The sequence below is a fragment of the Chryseobacterium sp. IT-36CA2 genome, assembly GCF_949767875.1.
Classification (GTDB): Bacteria; Bacteroidota; Bacteroidia; order Flavobacteriales; family Weeksellaceae; genus Chryseobacterium.
Window position 1 is genome coordinate 101,047 of record NZ_CATKPG010000025.1, and the last position, 15,833, is coordinate 116,879.

Sequence of the window (15,833 nt, forward strand, 5' to 3'; positions counted from 1 at the left end):
AAGTTCTATTTTTTCTTAAATTGAGAGTTATAAAATCTATTGATTTTTGAATCCAAATTACCCCTATTGACGGATTATAGGAACGTTTTTTGATATATAAAAAGTGATTTTTCTTTTTCAACATCAGAAAAAGGAGCTTTAACGGAAACAAGAACAAAACTAAAATACGATATGACTTTTGATATTGATATGATCAAAAAAGTGTACGAGCGTTACCCGGAAAGAATTGCTGTGGCAAGACAAATTGTGGGAAAACCTCTTACCCTTTCAGAAAAAATTCTTTACACCCATCTTTGGGAAGGAAATGCTACACAGGCATATGAAAGAGGAAACTCTTATGTAGACTTCGCACCAGACAGAGTAGCCATGCAGGATGCCACTGCACAGATGGCTCTTTTACAATTCATGCAGGCAGGAAAAGCTAAAGTAGCAGTTCCATCAACTGCACACGCAGATCACCTGATCCAGGCGAAAGTAGGTGCTGACAAAGACTTACAGGAAGGGATCAACAAAAACTCTGAGGTATTCAACTTCCTGAGTTCCGTATGTGATAAATATGGAATAGGATTCTGGAAACCGGGAGCAGGTATCATTCACCAGGTTGTACTGGAAAATTATGCCTTCCCTGGAGGAATGATGATCGGTACTGACTCTCACACTGTAAATGCAGGAGGGCTGGGAATGGTAGCAATCGGTGTAGGAGGAGCTGATGCAGTAGACGTAATGGCAGGAATGGCTTGGGAGCTTAAAATGCCTAAACTTATCGGGGTAAAATTAACCGGTAAAATGAGCGGATGGACTTCTGCAAAAGACGTTATCTTAAAAGTAGCAGGAATTCTTACCGTAAAAGGGGGTACAGGATGTATCGTAGAATATTTCGGTGAAGGTGCTGAATCTCTTTCAGCAACAGGTAAAGGTACTATCTGTAACATGGGTGCTGAAATCGGGGCTACAACCTCTACTTTCGGGTATGATGATTCTATGAGAAGATATCTTTCCGCTACAGGAAGACAGGATGTAGTAGATGCCGCTGATAAAATTGCTGAACACTTAACAGGTGATGCTGAGGTATATGCTAACCCTGAACAATATTTCGACCAGGTAATAGAAATTAACCTTTCTGAACTTACTCCTCACTTAAACGGACCTTTCACTCCGGACTTAGCAACTCCAGTTGCTGAATTCAGAGCTAAAGCTGAGGCTAACGGATGGCCTTTAGAAGTTGAATGGGCTCTTATCGGTTCTTGTACCAACTCTTCTTATGAAGATTTATCAAGAGCAGCCTCCATTGTAGAGGATGCGGTATCAAAAGGGGTAAAACCTAAAGCTATCTTAGGAATCAACCCTGGTTCTGAGCAGGTGAAATTCACAGCAGAAAGAGATGGTTTCTTAAACTCTTTCAGAAAATTTGAAAACACAAGAATCTTTACGAACGCTTGTGGACCTTGTATCGGACAATGGGACAGAGAAGGTGCTGAAAAAGGAGAGAAAAACTCTATTATTCACTCTTTCAACAGAAACTTCGCCAAAAGAGCGGATGGTAACCCAAATACCCATGCATTTGTAGCTTCTCCTGAAATGGTAGCCGCTGTAGCGATCTCAGGAAGATTAGACTTCAACCCGATTACAGATACTTTAACAAATGAAGCAGGTGAGCAGGTAAAACTTGACGAGCCTAAAGGTTACGAACTTCCTTCAAAAGGATTCGCGGTAGATGATAACGGATATCAGGCTCCATCTGAAGATGGTTCAAGCGTTGTTGTTAACGTAAGCCCTACCTCAGACAGGCTTCAGTTACTGGAAGAATTCCCGGCTTGGAATGGTAAAAACATTGAAGGAGCTAAAGTATTGATCAAAGCTTTCGGAAAATGTACTACTGACCACATTTCGATGGCTGGACCATGGTTGAAATACAGAGGTCACCTTGATAATATTTCAAACAACATGTTGATTGGAGCTGTAAATGCTTACAACATGGAAACCAATAAAGTTAAAAATGAATTAACCGGTGAATACGGTGAAGTTCCGGCTGTACAAAGAGCTTACAAAGCGGCAGGCGTTCCAACAATTGTTGTAGGAGACCAGAACTACGGTGAAGGTTCTTCAAGAGAGCACGCTGCCATGGAGCCTAGACACCTTGGTGTGAAAGCTGTATTAGTAAAATCATTTGCGAGAATCCATGAAACTAACCTTAAGAAACAAGGGATGCTTGGAATCACTTTTGCTAATGAGTCTGACTATGATAAAATCAAGGAAGATGACACGGTTAATTTCTTAGATCTTGACCAGTTTGCACCAGGAAAGCAACTGACTTTAGAATTCGTTCATGCTGACGGAACTAAAGACATCATCATGGCAAACCATACTTACAATGACCAGCAAATTGATTGGTTTAAAGCTGGTTCTGCTTTGAATCTGATCAAACAACAGGAAAAATAAGATTAACTGTTAGATTAATTAACACAAAAGCGGCTTCTTTCGAAGCCGCTTTTGTGTTTTAACTGTAATTTAGATATTCAATAACGCAGGCTAATTGGCTTTACCCAAAACTTAAAATCTGAATTCAATTCTTGCAAACAAGAACCTTCCTCCAATACCATACTGGGAAACCTGTCTGGAATATACAAATTGGTTATCAGCTGTTAATGAACTTATATTCGGGCTTTTGGACGGCAGTATATTCAATATATTGTTGCTTCCTATAGTTGCTGAAATATTTTTATTAAAATCATATCCTACAGATAAATCTGTCACGAAGCGGTTATTAAGAACAAAATGCTCTGTACTCCCTGTTACTCCATCAAAATTAGCATCTAAAACATCTGCATCTGTCACTTTTCCAAAGAAAGAATTACGCAGTACGAAAGTAAGTCCGGAAACTCTTAAAGTATTAGACAAAGTAGCTTTTATGCGCGGTACAGCTTCTTCAAAATATACTCTATTCGGTTCTGAGAAATAATTATCGATCTGGCTTACCAATTTAGGTGATGCATGAATATCTCCAATTCTTTTGGTCTGATTAAAGTTAACTCCTAAATTATTCTCCAAGGAAATTCCTGATGAGATTTTTGAGTTCTGAGAAATCGTAATATCCAACCCTTTTGTCTGAGAGTCTACCGCATTGGCAAAGAAATTTGCAGAGCTGGCTCGTGCAAGATCAAAAGCATTTTGCAGCACTTGATCATCAGAAGTTATGACCTTATCCGGACGGGAAAACAGATCTGTAAGCACTACCCTATCTTTAATTTTTATTAAATAAGCATCTGCGGTGAAAGTCAGGCTTAGTGAAGGAATTTTCCATGTAATTCCTGTGCTGTAAGATTGTGAAGTTTCTTGTTTTAATTTTGGTATACCCAATGCCTGTGCTGCTTCAGAATTATTCCTGAAAGTTCCCACCTGTGTTGTTTTCCCCTGCTGAATAAGTGTAGAAGTAGAACTATAATAGATCTGAGCCAATGAAGGCGCTCTAAATCCAGTGGAAACAGCTCCTCTCCAGTTCAGATTGGGAGCCAGCTTTACATTGGTTGCCACTTTATAATTGAATGTAGAACCGAAGTCTGAATAATTTTCATATCGTAAGGCTCCTTCCAACAGCCATCCATCGGTCACTTCAAGCTCTGCATCGGCATAAGCTGCAATACTGTTTCTGTTTCCTGATACTGCATTTTCCGGACTAAATCCTGGGAAAACCTGTGCTCCGGCTGGTCTTATATTTTCGAAGAAATCGGTTACCTTTTCATTTTCAGGGGTTTTGGCGGTTACCACACGCCCATAAATATCGTAAGAAGCATAAGAATTTTCTTTTCCTGCATTTACTTTATAATTTTCGTGTCGGTATTCGGCACCGAAAGCAATGTTCAATCCTTTAAGGACATCATATTTTTTGGAAAAATCCAGATTGACTGTATTTTGTGAAAACTCAGATCCTCCCGCATCAAAAGTTCTTGGAGAGCTGTCTGTAAGCGATGCATTAAAGGTATTTACCACTCCAAAACCAAAGGTATTTTTCCCGAAAGTATTACTGAAATCTACATTCCAGCCATTCCATTTTCCTTTAATCCCGGCAGCAAGTGAATAATCATTTACGGCTGCTTCAATCTGAGGAAGGTATCCGTTTGGCGTTACCACATTGATGTTTCTTTCCGTATTTGGGAGCCTGTAAAAACCTCCGGCATTTCCAAGACGATAGCTATAACCACCAAATGAATAAACCTTCCAGTCTTCATTCACAGGAATTTCGGAATTAAAGAAAAGCTGCCCCGATTGTAACTTAGACTGTCCGGCTCTCAGGCTGAAATCTTTTCTCTCCAATCCTCTGTAGCTAAGTTCCTGGGAAGTAAAATCTTTACCTAATATTTTTTGAAGGTCAGAAATACTATTTGCCCCTGAGATCTGAGACTGAAAATCAGTTCCAAAATAACCAACCTTAGTCGCATACTGTTTTACCGTATTGATAATCTGCTGGGTGTTGGACGTATTGGTAATGTTTTTATACAAACCATCAATATTAACTCCGTCCTGCAGTGCTCTGTAATTAATAGCATTATAAGCATTGAAAATATCTCCTTCTCTTACTCCCGCCCTGGAATAAGGATCACGATATTGAGCAGAACCCGTAACGTTAATAAATCCGGATTTTCCAATTTTTGCTCCATAATTAAGATCTACAGAAATGGTTTGTCCATCTACTCCTCCTGAGAAATTATTGGCAACAGGAGAAGCATACCCTCCTAGAAATACCTGTCCGGAAAGTCCTAATCTTTTCTTCAGTCCCAGATTAACGACTCCTGCAATGGCATCAGAGCCATATTGAGCAGAAGCACCATCTCTTAAAACTTCAATTTTCTCTAAAGCAAAAGCGGGAATAGCATTAAGATCAGTTCCCACAGAGCCTCTTCCCGGTGTAAGGGTAACATTAATTAATGAAGACTGATATCGTCTTTTTCCATTAAGCAAAACCAAAACCTGATCTGGTCCTAATCCTCTTAATAGAGCAGGATCTACAAAGTCAGTTCCATCGTTCACCGTGTGTGATGTGGATGAAAATGATGGGACTATATAATTCAAAGCCTGGCTGATATTGTTCGTCGGGCTTTGTTTTAAAATTTTTGATATGTTAATGATATCGACCGGAACAGGGGTTTCCGTCAATGATCTTCCGGAACCTCTTGATCCAAGGATCACTACATCCTCTATTTTTTTTGATTGTAAAGTGTCCGTTTGTGCGTAATAAAATGTAGAGATAAGTGCGAAAGAAGGAACAAATATTTTTGTTTTGAAATTATGCATGTTGATTGTTGTTTACTTTTTGTTGTTAAAAATTGTTTTTTGAGCAATACAAATCCTGTAGCCTTAAATTGTAAGGTTACCATAGATGCTCGAAATGTTTGTATTATTTTTTAGAAATAGAAAGTGCTAGCAGCAACAACACATGCGCATATAGAAATGGCATGAAAACATATTAGAATAATGAAGATTCACTTCATGATCCGAGGAATAAAAAATAACTGATGTAAGGTGATTTCCCTTGTCTTTAAACATTTGGTTCTAACTTTAAAACAAAAATTCAAGATGGGTAATGATAGAATGATAAACATTTTTTCCGGAAGATCCGGCTTATCGATTGCAGCACCTTGCTTGTTTTTGCAGGTTGCTATCCCATCTAGAGATTCTTGATAATTACCCGGCAAAGATATAATTATTTCGGAAATAAAAAAAATTTTAGCTTAATTTTTCGATTTTCACAATTTTAAAGTAACAATTTATCTTTTTCAGCGTCTAACCGGATATCAGTAAAAACATTATGAAAAAAACGATTTTCGCATTATCCTTATTAAGCTCCGTCTTTATTTTCTCTCAGGAAAAAAACAATAAGCCTCAGGAAAAACAAATTGAAGGAGTAGTTATCACAAAAACTAAAAAAGCCGTTGAACAAAAAGCCGACCGTACAATTTTTGACTTTTCCGAACAACCTCAGCTGAATAACGGGAATGTTTTGGAAGGAATTAAAAAGCTGCCAGGACTTGTATCTACCGACATTGCAGGGATGATGTATCAGGGAAAAATGCTTGAAGTATATCTTAATGGAAGACCTCTAAATATCACATCCAATGAATTGAACTCCTTCCTTGAAGGAATGCCTGCCAATTCTGTAGAAAGAATTGAAGTGATCACTCAGCCTGGTGCTGAGTTTCCGGCAACTTCCGGAGGAGCTATCATGAATATCATCACTAATAAAAATGCCAATAAATATTTAACGGCTACGTATTCGGGGAATTATTCTTTCACGAATTATGATAAATTCAGAAACAGAACCACAAACTCTGTTAACTTAAATGCAAGAAATAAATATTTCGGATGGCAGCTGAATGTGGGGCAAAATTATCGTGAAAGTATGCTGAATGGCCAACAGGACGAACTTTTGAGCAGCCATACCGATAGATATGCACGCGGATATTTTGCAAAATCAGGATTGACATTTGATTTAGGACAAGACAGATTATTATTAAACTACGATATTTATCACAATAATAACGACAATTATACTTTAAGTGACGGTCATGGAGATTTGCCTTTCAAGAGAAATCTGAAGGATTTAAGAGAAGCTTTTTATACTTCTTCGGATGTTGCCCATACCAATACTTTGAGACAGGAAGCCGTGGTAACGTATCAGAAACGTTTTGCTGATAAATCTCAAAAACTTGATTTCCAGTTTGGCTATACAAGGTCTGACAGTAAGTTTGCTCAGGATAATTACTTTCAGGATGGGACATTTGTAAATTATCCCAGTGAACCTCTTGATAGCCCTACCAATGGTTTAAAAGATATTCTGAACAATAAATCTGTAATGAATATTGCAAACTTTAAAGTAGATTATGCACAGCCAATCAAACTTCTTGATGGAGGGAAAGTTAGCTTAGGAGGATTGTATGAGAAACAGGATTATGATACGAAAAGTTTTGGCTTAACCAACCTTGAATATCAGAGACAAACGGCTTCAACTTATTTGGAATTCCAGGCTAAATTGAAAAAATTTGATTTCACTTTAGGTTCCCGTGCTGAAAACTATGATATTTCCGGGGTAACAAGATATTTTGATAAAGATGCGAAATTGGTAGAGGCTAATTTGATTCCTTTCAATAAGTTTAAACTTTTCCCGAATGCAAGTGTACAGTATAACATGATGAATCAGGTTTATATTGCTGCAAACTATAACAGAAAAATCAGCTTACCAAGTATTTCTGCCCTGAATCCGAATAACGTGACATTCTCAGGACCGAGTACGGAAGTGAATGGTAACCCAAATCTACAACCTACTATTTTTGATAATTATGAATTGAAAATTTCGGCTTTTGATTATGCATTTATCGGATATAGTGTAAGTTCGGCAAGCAACCAGGTAGCACAGATCATCAGAAAAGACGGAAGAAAACTTTACAACGAGCAGGTGAACATTTCGAATATGAAAATTCACAACTTCAACGTAGGATTACCGGTTCCTTTTATGATTTTCAGTAAGCCTTTGAGTGAGATTATGAAATTTGATTTCAATCCTGATAAAATTAACTTCATGTATTTATATGCTGGTTATCAGAAACATGAAATCGACAATCTGAATAATAAAGGATTCTGGATTTTTAACATCATGACTCAGATTCTTTTGCCTAAAGATATCAAGATGACAGCTAATTACAGCTATCTGACTCCAAAGGCAGGGTATTTCTACTTTACAGCAGAAAAACCGTTCAACAACTCTCTGGATATTACGTTGACGAAGAAGTTTATGAACAACCGTCTTACGCTTTCTGTTTTTGCGAATGATATTTTCAACGGACAGATGATGCAGGTACGTTCCAACCCACCTTCAGGAACTCCGGTAATGATCAGCAGCAAGTATGACACGAGAAATTTCGGATTTTCTATCAACTATAAAATTCCTACACGAAATAAACTGGCAAAAGAGGATCCAAATATCCTTAACCAGACTAAAAAAGAAGATAACGGTGGTGTAATGCAGCAGGCACAATAATTCTTTAAGATAAAGTAAAAGAGGCGGCACCAATGGTGACCGCCTCTTTCTATTGATATTAAAATGGTGTTATTTGTGAAAATATTAGTGATATTAGTGTTTATATTACATCAAAAATCAATCGTCTGAAATCTCCAACTCAGCGTATCTACCAAAGTCAGCTGATTAACACTCACAGGAAGATTAGTAATAATTTTTAACGACTGAAGAGCCATCATACTGCCTATCATTCCTGGAAGAGCTCCCAATACACCAAGACTGTCACAATCTGGTACATCTTCATCAAAAGGAGGTTCAGGGAAAATATGTCTCAAGTTTTTGCTTCCGTTATGATTAAATACAGCAACTTGTCCTGAAAAGCCTAAAATACTTCCATAAACCAAAGTTTTCTTTAGCTTCACGCAGGTATCATTCACCAGATATCTTGTAGAAAAATTATCTGAACCATCAACAATAATATTATACTGAGAAAGGATTTCTTCAACATTTTCTTCATTGATTTTTTCTTCAATTCCAATGAATATAACCTGATTATTGAGTTCATTCACAAATGTTTCTGCGCTTTTCACTTTGGATAGCCCTACTCTATTTTCGGCATGAATGATCTGTCTGTTCAGATTATGAATTTCAACTTTATCAAAATCTGCAACGCCTAAAGTTCCTACTCCTGCAGCAGCCAGATATTGGATAACCGGACTTCCCAGACCTCCTGCCCCTATGACAAGGACTTTGGAAGACCTTATTTTCTTTTGTCCCTCCAATCCAATTTCCTCGATAAATATTTGTCGGCTGTACCTTGAAAAATTATCTTCTTTTTTCATACTTTATAATAATTGAACCATTAAGATTCTTTAAGCTTATAAGAATACCTAAGGTGAGCCTCGCCTGAAAAAGATACTGTCTTAAAAATCTTCGATTCCTCTTAATTCAACTTCACTTCTTCAAAATTCTTAATGGTTTAAAAATTTAAAATCCACTGTAAACAGAATCCCAGTCTTTCATTACAGGATCATAACCTGCTTTTTTGATCATGAGTCTGATTTCATCCATGCTTCGTTCGTCACTGGTTTCAAACTGTTCCAGAGATTCTTTATCCACAGCATACCCCCCCGGATTGGTTTTTGAGCCTGCACTCATCGCTGTGGCTCCCAAAGACACTATATTATTCCTGAATACTTCATTTTCTCTGGTAGAAATGGAGATTTCAAGGTCTTCATTCCAGATTCTGTAGGCACAGATCAGTTGAAGAAGGTCTTTATCTTCCATAATGAAATTAGGTTCAATAATTCCTTCTGCGGGTCTGAGCCTTGGAAAGGAAACTGAGAATTTACTTTTCCAGTACTGTTTCTGAAGATAATCAATGTGTAATGCGTTGAAAAAACTGTCTACTCTCCAATCTTCAAGGCCAAGGAGAACTCCGAGTCCAATTTTATGAATGCCTGCGCTTCCTATTCTGTCCGGAGTTTCCAGACGGAAATGGAAGTTTGATTTCTTACCTTTCGGATGGTATTCTCTGTAGACATCCTGATGGTAGGTTTCCTGATACACCAAAACAGAATGTACCCCTTCTTCATGAAGCAATCTGTATTCTTCTTCCATTAAGGGCTGAACTTCAATGGAAATATTGGAAAAATGAGGTTTTAACTTACGGACAGCATTCTGAAAATAAGGAACTCCCACTATTTTATTGGCTTCACCACTTACCAGTAATACATGATTCACTCCCATAGATTTTAGCACTGAGGCTTCAATCATCAGTTCGATATCAGAAAGCGTTTTCCTTTTCAGGTTATTATCAAGGCTGAATCCACAATAGGTACAGATATTCTGGCACTCATTGCTGAGATATAGCGGTGCATACAACTGGATGGTTTTTCCAAATCGTTTTTGAGTGAGCATCTGCGTCAATCTTGCCATCAGCTCCAGTTCCTGAGAAGCTGCTGGTGACAGGAGATTCAGAAAATCGTCAAGGGTTTTATTTTTCTTTTGAAGACTATATCTTACATCAGCCAGACTTACTTTTTCAAGCTTATTCTTTACCTCATCCCATTGGTAGTTTTCAAAAACATCTTTAAAGCTTTTCATGAGTCTGATTTATTCAAATAAAAACGAAGTAAGCGGACTTGAAGCTTCAGCATGGTTGGCAATGGCACCCAATCCTGATTCGAAGGCTCTTCTGCCGGCAATCACGCCTTCTTTAAAAGCGACAGCCATATTCAATGGATTTCCGGCAACAGCAATAGCAGTATTAACCAAAACTGCATCAGCTCCCATTTCCATTGCTTTTGCAGCATCTGATGGTGCCCCGATTCCGGCATCTACCACTACGGGAACATTACTCTGACTGATAATTATTTCCAGAAAATCCTGTGTTCTTAATCCTTTATTTGTACCAATAGGTGCTCCCAAAGGCATAACAACAGCGGTTCCGGCATCCTCAAGACGTTTACACAAAACAGGATCTGCATGAATGTAAGGCATTACAATAAATCCTAATTTGGCCAATTCTTCAGTGGCATACAAGGTTTCAATAGGGTCCGGCAGTAAATATTTAGGATCCGGATGAATTTCCAGTTTTACCCAGTTAGTTTCTAATGCTTCTCTGGCAAGTTGTGCAGCCAATACAGCTTCTTTTGCAGTTCTGGCTCCGGAGGTATTTGGCAGAAGGTGAACCTTGGTTTCTTTTAATGAATCAAGCAGATCGTCTTCACTGGATTGGGCATCAATTCTTTTGAGCGCCATGGTTACCATATTGGTTTCGGAGGCGATAACAGATTGTACCATATCTCTCATACTTCCGAATTTTCCTGTTCCTAAAAACAGTCTTGATTCAAAAATTCTTCCTGCTATTTCTAATTTCTGATTGTTCATATCATTACTTTTTTTAGTTCATTAATTAGGGTCGGCTGTTTGGTAATGAGCCCCGATACAGCAACACCATAAATCCCGATTTCCTGTAACGGCAAAATATCATCAAGGGTAATGCTTCCGATAGCAAATATTTTAGGAGTGTCTATTGATTTCTCTCTTAATCCATCAATGATAGCCTGATAGCCTTCAAATCCAAGAACAGGACTTAGTTTTTCTTTGGTTGTGGTAAATCTCAATGGTCCTAAACCTATATAATCACAAGACTCTTTGATTCTCTGGATGACATCTGAAAGGGTATTAGCTGTTCCTCCAATAATTTTATTTTCACCTAAAATCAATCTTGCTTCTTCAATGGTACTGTCGTTCAATCCTAAATGAACGCCATCTGCATCTATTTCTTTGGCTATTTGTACATGGTCATTGATGATACAAACCGCCTGATATTCTGAACAAAGTTGTTTTGAAATTTCACAGAGATTGATTAATTCGTTTTCAGGAGCATTTTTCCATCGAACCTGTACCCATTTGATCCCGTTGTCAAGGGCTTTACGGATACAAAGTTCTTGTTCCTGTTGGGTATTTCCCTGTGATATGTATTGTAATTTTTCCATATTTACTATGAGTGTGTTCCCAGTAAAGAGGGATTGCTTTTTAAAAATTTTTCGATGTATAATTTCCCTTTTCTACAGGCAGTTTCCCTATTTTCACCTTTCGCAAGTTCTGCGGTTATTGCTGATGATAAAACACAGCCGGAGCCATGTTTAGGAAAATAGGTTGCACTGTCTTCTGCTGGAATTAAAAGAGTTTCTTTTCCGTTTTCAACTAAAACATCCGTTCCTAAATGATCTTCCCGATGTCCTCCTTTGATCAATAATGAACATTTGTGGGTATCCGGCAGAAGATTATTTTCCTTTAAAACATTGTATTCGTTATAATTGGGAGTTATCAAACTGAGTTGATTAACCGTATTTTTTAATTGGGAAAGTGTTTCAAGATCAAAAAAAGAGAATTCAGAAGTACTTTTCAGAACCGGATCCCAAACGATTTTTACTTCAGGGTCCTTTTTTTTAACTATTTCTACAATTCTACCTAGAAATTCTGCATTCTTCACTATTCCAATTTTCACGGCTGAAACGGGGTAATTTTCCATCAGCACATGAATAGCTTCAACTACTTCATCTATAGGACGCCATTCTAAGCTCAGGCATTTGGCAGCGGTTTGCAATGTCAATGCAGTACATACTCCCAGTCCTATTACTTTCGATTGTTCAAAGGTTTTACTATCTGATAATAAGCCTGCTCCACCACTGGGATCGAAGCCTGCAATACTTATAACATAAGGGCGTTCCTGCATTTTCTGAATACATTTAAGGGTTCTTCACTTTCCCAGATAGCTCCTAACAAAGCAGCACCATCTGCTTTTGTTTCAAAAACTTTATGGATATTATTCTGATCAATTCCTCCAAGGGCAATCAATTTGACATCTGGATTATTCCCGTGTTTTATTTCTTCTTTAATAGTGGAATTCAGTCCATATCCTTTTTTGGAGATACTTGGAAAGAACGGGCTTATGAAAGCATATTCCCATTCTTTATCCAAAGTATTATAGGTTGTGATATCATGTACTGAAGTTGAAATTGTATTTTCTTTTGCAAAAGATTTATACATTCCTTCCTTCCTATCGATCTCCCTAAAATGAAATCTTGAAATACTAAATTCCTTTCCAAGATCGTAATGTGTATGCAGTACCAACTGTGAATAAAAGGTTTTATCAATCTGAGTGATGAATTCAATCATTTCATTCCGGCTGAACCATGGTTTACGGATGTGAAGCAGGTCAAGACCTTTCTGAAACATTTGATTAATAAGATTTGTTTCTTTGGGAACAATCAATTCAGGAGTGATAACGAGGATCATATATAAATTTCTTTCCCTTTTTCAATGAATTCCTGTGATTTATCCAGCATTCCTTGTTCCGCAGATTCACGTATTTCCTGAGTAATTTTCATTGAACAGAATTTCGGCCCGCACATGGAACAGAAATGGGCAATTTTTGCTCCTTCTGCAGGAAGTGTTTCATCATGATAAGCTCTTGCAGTTTCAGGATCTAATGAAAGATTGAACTGATCTTCCCATCTGAATTCAAATCTTGCCTTACTTAATGCATTGTCTCTGTATTGTGCTCCGGGATGCCCTTTTGCCAAATCTGCAGCGTGAGCAGCCAGCTTATAAGTAATTACTCCCACTTTTACATCATCTTTATTTGGAAGTCCTAAATGTTCTTTCGGAGTTACATAACAAAGCATCGCACATCCAAACCATCCGATCATGGCAGCCCCGATTCCAGAAGTAATGTGGTCATAACCTGGTGCAATATCCGTTGTTAAAGGGCCTAAAGTATAGAACGGAGCTTCATGGCATTCTTCCAGCTGCTTTTCCATGTTTTCTTTGATCATATGCATCGGAACGTGCCCAGGCCCTTCAATCATCACCTGTACATTGTGTTTCCATGCAATTTTCGTCAGCTCACCTAAAGTTTCAAGTTCTGCAAACTGAGCGGCATCATTGGCATCTGCAATAGATCCCGGACGAAGACCGTCTCCAAGAGAGAAAGCAACATCATACTTCTTCATGATCTCACAAATCTCTTCAAAATGAGTATACAGGAAGCTTTCTTTATGATGGAACAAACACCATTTTGCCATGATGGATCCTCCTCTGGAAACAATTCCAGTGACTCTTTTTGCTGTTAAATGAATGTATCTCAACAAAACTCCTGCGTGAATAGTGAAATAGGAAACTCCCTGCTCTGCCTGTTCAATTAAGGTATCTCTGAAAATTTCCCACGTAAGATCTTCCGGAACTCCTTTTACTTTTTCCAATGCCTGATAGATCGGAACAGTACCAATAGGAACCGGACTGTTTCTGATAATCCATTCTCTTGTTTCATGAATATTTTTCCCGGTTGAAAGATCCATAATGGTATCACCTCCCCATCGGCAGGCCCATACCGCTTTTTCTACCTCTTCTTCGATACTCGACGAAACGGCACTGTTTCCAATATTAGCATTGATTTTCACCAGGAAATTTCTTCCAATGATCATCGGCTCACTTTCCGGGTGATTAATGTTATTGGGGATGATCGCTCTTCCAGCTGCAATTTCGTCTCTTACAAATTCCGGAGTGATCTTACTTTTTGGAGTATTTGCCCCAAAACTGTGTCCCGGATGCTGAAAAGCCATTTCTTTAGATACAGAATCAAGCTGTTCTATTCTTTGATTTTCTCTGATCGCCACATATTCCATTTCCGGAGTGATGATTCCCTGTTTTGCATAGTAAAGCTGTGTAACTTCTTTTCCTTCCTGTGCTACTTTGGGTTTATGATCATAGGAAAACCTTAATTCATCAAGACGAGGATCTGCTAAACGGGCTTTTCCGTATTCAGAGGTGATTCCGTCCAGAATATTTACATCATTTCTATTCAGAATCCATTGTTCTCTGATTCTTGGAAGTCCTTTCTGAATATCAATAACTGCATTTTCATCGGTATAAGGACCTGAAGTGTCATAAATCGTTACCGGAGCATTATGTTCAAAGCCGCCATTGGTTAATTTGGTCGGGCTAAGCTGTATTTCACGCATTGCTACATTGATAGGGTGTAATGTTCCTTCAACATAGATTTTCTTTGAGTTCGGAAATGGCGAACATGTAATGGAGTGAGCCATAAGTATTGGTATTAAATATGAGAATTAACCGCCCTGAGTGGCAGTAATGATTAAAACTGAATCGTTGTTGTTAAGGATGGTTTCCGCCCAGACTGACAGGGGAATAATGCGATTATTGAGTGCTACAGCGATACCTTTTTTCTTTCCGGGTAACTCAATAGCCAATAATGCTTCCAGGTTTTCAGGAAGTACATCAAATGTTTTTCTGGTGTGGTTGATAATAAGTTCCATTCCTAATAATTTAAATATACTTTAGGAATGGCCATTATTGTACAATAGAATGTACAGCAAAAGTCATCTACTTTTCCCTACGCTGGTATAATCCAGATCAGGTTCAAAGGGTAAAGTCTCAGTCTGTTGGTAACAGACACCCCTAAAGTTTGGGACGAAGTTAGACATTTTTTTAGAATGGGCAAAATTTTTTGAAAGACACTGTTTGAATCCCGATAATGGAATCTGGAAATTATTTAATCAAAAAAAAGAGGCTGAAAGTATAAAACTCCCAGCCTCTTTTTAATTTTTTTTTATTATTCTTCACAAGCTCTCCAGATCGCATCATTCTGCGGAACAGGAGCTATGATCTCAATGTTTTCTTTGGTTACCGGATGAATAAACTCCAGTTTTCTTGCATGAAGATTGATTCCTCCATCAGGATTGGAACGTAGTGCTCCGTATTTCAGATCTCCTTTGATGGGAACTCCTGTTTTGGATAACTGTGCTCTGATCTGATGATGTCTTCCGGTTTCAAGATCAATTTCAAGAAGAAGATAATTATCCAGAGTCTTGATCACGTTATAAGTTAGAATCGCTTCTTTTGCTCCTTCTGTAGCTTTTGGAAAAACAATCGCTTTATTGTTCTTTTCGTTTTTCTTTAAATAATGAACTAGCCTCTGACTTTGTGGGATCATTTCTTTCCCTACAACTGCCCAATACGTTTTCTTCACTTCACGGTTTTTCACCATCTGGGTAAGACGGGAAAGAGCTTTGGACGTTTTTGCATAGATCACAAGCCCGGATGTAGGACGGTCTATACGATGAACCAAGCCGAGAAAAACATTTCCCGGCTTAGCATCTCTTATTTTTATAAAATTCTTGATAGATTCTAATAGTGATTCATCTCCGGTTTTGTCACCTTGTACAAGCTGCCCCACCTTTTTATTAATCACCAGAAGATGATTGTCTTCATATATAATCTGCTCCTTCATACT

The 15,833-nt window shown here is 38.1% G+C and carries 12 protein-coding genes and 2 riboswitches; of the genes, 2 read left to right on the forward strand and 10 right to left on the reverse strand.

Annotated features, from left to right (window positions below):
- Positions 1-171: 171 nt before the first annotated feature.
- Positions 172-2,439, forward strand: a complete 2,268-nt coding sequence (locus tag ACM6F9_RS20850) for an aconitate hydratase (protein WP_414847447.1) — start codon at positions 172-174, stop codon at positions 2,437-2,439.
- A gap of 111 nt (positions 2,440-2,550) precedes the next feature.
- Here ACM6F9_RS20850 and ACM6F9_RS20855 read toward each other — a convergent pair whose 3' ends face one another.
- A complete protein-coding gene (locus tag ACM6F9_RS20855) occupies positions 2,551-5,289 on the reverse strand; it encodes a TonB-dependent receptor plug domain-containing protein (protein WP_414847448.1) in 2,739 nt (912 codons plus the stop codon).
- A 297-nt stretch (positions 5,290-5,586) separates the two neighbouring features.
- A riboswitch (SAM-I-IV-variant riboswitch) is annotated at positions 5,587-5,684 on the reverse strand.
- 119 nt (positions 5,685-5,803) lie between these two features.
- Here ACM6F9_RS20855 and ACM6F9_RS20860 point away from each other — a divergent pair.
- Positions 5,804-8,029, forward strand: a complete 2,226-nt coding sequence (locus ACM6F9_RS20860) for an outer membrane beta-barrel protein (protein ID WP_414847449.1) — start codon at positions 5,804-5,806, stop codon at positions 8,027-8,029.
- A 110-nt stretch (positions 8,030-8,139) separates the two neighbouring features.
- On the opposite strand, the gene ACM6F9_RS20865 is transcribed toward ACM6F9_RS20860, so the two are convergent.
- From ACM6F9_RS20865 to ACM6F9_RS20905, 9 genes are all read right to left on the reverse strand, one after another.
- Positions 8,140-8,850 carry a HesA/MoeB/ThiF family protein gene (locus ACM6F9_RS20865; RefSeq protein WP_414847450.1) on the reverse strand — a complete coding sequence of 237 codons (711 nt, stop codon included), beginning with the start codon at positions 8,848-8,850 and terminating at the stop codon, positions 8,140-8,142.
- 145 nt (positions 8,851-8,995) lie between these two features.
- The gene (thiH, locus tag ACM6F9_RS20870) at positions 8,996-10,114 is read right to left on the reverse strand and encodes a 2-iminoacetate synthase ThiH (RefSeq protein WP_414847451.1); all 1,119 of its coding nucleotides are present in this window, start codon (positions 10,112-10,114) and stop codon (positions 8,996-8,998) included.
- A gap of 9 nt (positions 10,115-10,123) precedes the next feature.
- Positions 10,124-10,900: a thiazole synthase gene (locus ACM6F9_RS20875; protein ID WP_414847452.1), complete on the reverse strand. Its 777-nt coding sequence runs from the start codon at positions 10,898-10,900 to the stop codon at positions 10,124-10,126.
- On the reverse strand, positions 10,897-11,511 hold the full coding sequence (locus tag ACM6F9_RS20880) for a thiamine phosphate synthase (protein WP_414847453.1): 615 nt from the start codon (positions 11,509-11,511) through the stop codon (positions 10,897-10,899). Before ACM6F9_RS20880 ends, ACM6F9_RS20875 begins: the two co-directional genes overlap by 4 nt.
- A 5-nt stretch (positions 11,512-11,516) precedes the next feature.
- Positions 11,517-12,254 carry a hydroxymethylpyrimidine/phosphomethylpyrimidine kinase gene (locus tag ACM6F9_RS20885; RefSeq protein WP_414847454.1) on the reverse strand — a complete coding sequence of 246 codons (738 nt, stop codon included), beginning with the start codon at positions 12,252-12,254 and terminating at the stop codon, positions 11,517-11,519.
- Positions 12,230-12,817 carry a thiamine phosphate synthase gene (locus tag ACM6F9_RS20890; protein ID WP_414847455.1) on the reverse strand — a complete coding sequence of 196 codons (588 nt, stop codon included), beginning with the start codon at positions 12,815-12,817 and terminating at the stop codon, positions 12,230-12,232. The genes ACM6F9_RS20885 and ACM6F9_RS20890 overlap by 25 nt, the downstream gene beginning before the upstream one ends.
- Entirely contained in the window at positions 12,814-14,625 is a 1,812-nt protein-coding gene (thiC, locus tag ACM6F9_RS20895; protein ID WP_414847456.1) for a phosphomethylpyrimidine synthase ThiC, read from the reverse strand. The genes ACM6F9_RS20890 and thiC overlap by 4 nt, the downstream gene beginning before the upstream one ends.
- Positions 14,626-14,649: 24 nt before the next feature.
- Positions 14,650-14,856: a sulfur carrier protein ThiS gene (gene thiS / locus ACM6F9_RS20900; RefSeq protein WP_105684220.1), complete on the reverse strand. Its 207-nt coding sequence runs from the start codon at positions 14,854-14,856 to the stop codon at positions 14,650-14,652.
- 57 nt (positions 14,857-14,913) lie between these two features.
- Positions 14,914-15,010, reverse strand: a riboswitch (TPP riboswitch).
- Between the two features lie 142 nt (positions 15,011-15,152).
- Positions 15,153-15,830: an RluA family pseudouridine synthase gene (locus tag ACM6F9_RS20905; RefSeq protein WP_414847457.1), complete on the reverse strand. Its 678-nt coding sequence runs from the start codon at positions 15,828-15,830 to the stop codon at positions 15,153-15,155.
- Positions 15,831-15,833 lie beyond the last annotated feature (3 nt).

What these genes read in the sequence shown, in the direction of transcription:
- ACM6F9_RS20850 (WP_414847447.1), top strand. Translation starts at nt 172, where the DNA reads ATGACTTTTGATATTGATATGATCAAAAAAGTGTACGAGCGTTACCCG.
- ACM6F9_RS20855 (WP_414847448.1), bottom strand. Translation starts at nt 5,289, where the DNA reads ATGCATAATTTCAAAACAAAAATATTTGTTCCTTCTTTCGCACTTATC.
- ACM6F9_RS20860 (WP_414847449.1), top strand. Translation starts at nt 5,804, where the DNA reads ATGAAAAAAACGATTTTCGCATTATCCTTATTAAGCTCCGTCTTTATT.
- ACM6F9_RS20865 (WP_414847450.1), bottom strand. Translation starts at nt 8,850, where the DNA reads ATGAAAAAAGAAGATAATTTTTCAAGGTACAGCCGACAAATATTTATC.
- thiH (WP_414847451.1), bottom strand. Translation starts at nt 10,114, where the DNA reads ATGAAAAGCTTTAAAGATGTTTTTGAAAACTACCAATGGGATGAGGTA.
- ACM6F9_RS20875 (WP_414847452.1), bottom strand. Translation starts at nt 10,900, where the DNA reads ATGAACAATCAGAAATTAGAAATAGCAGGAAGAATTTTTGAATCAAGA.
- ACM6F9_RS20880 (WP_414847453.1), bottom strand. Translation starts at nt 11,511, where the DNA reads ATGGAAAAATTACAATACATATCACAGGGAAATACCCAACAGGAACAA.
- ACM6F9_RS20885 (WP_414847454.1), bottom strand. Translation starts at nt 12,254, where the DNA reads ATGCAGGAACGCCCTTATGTTATAAGTATTGCAGGCTTCGATCCCAGT.
- ACM6F9_RS20890 (WP_414847455.1), bottom strand. Translation starts at nt 12,817, where the DNA reads ATGATCCTCGTTATCACTCCTGAATTGATTGTTCCCAAAGAAACAAAT.
- thiC (WP_414847456.1), bottom strand. Translation starts at nt 14,625, where the DNA reads ATGGCTCACTCCATTACATGTTCGCCATTTCCGAACTCAAAGAAAATC.
- thiS (WP_105684220.1), bottom strand. Translation starts at nt 14,856, where the DNA reads ATGGAACTTATTATCAACCACACCAGAAAAACATTTGATGTACTTCCT.
- ACM6F9_RS20905 (WP_414847457.1), bottom strand. Translation starts at nt 15,830, where the DNA reads ATGAAGGAGCAGATTATATATGAAGACAATCATCTTCTGGTGATTAAT.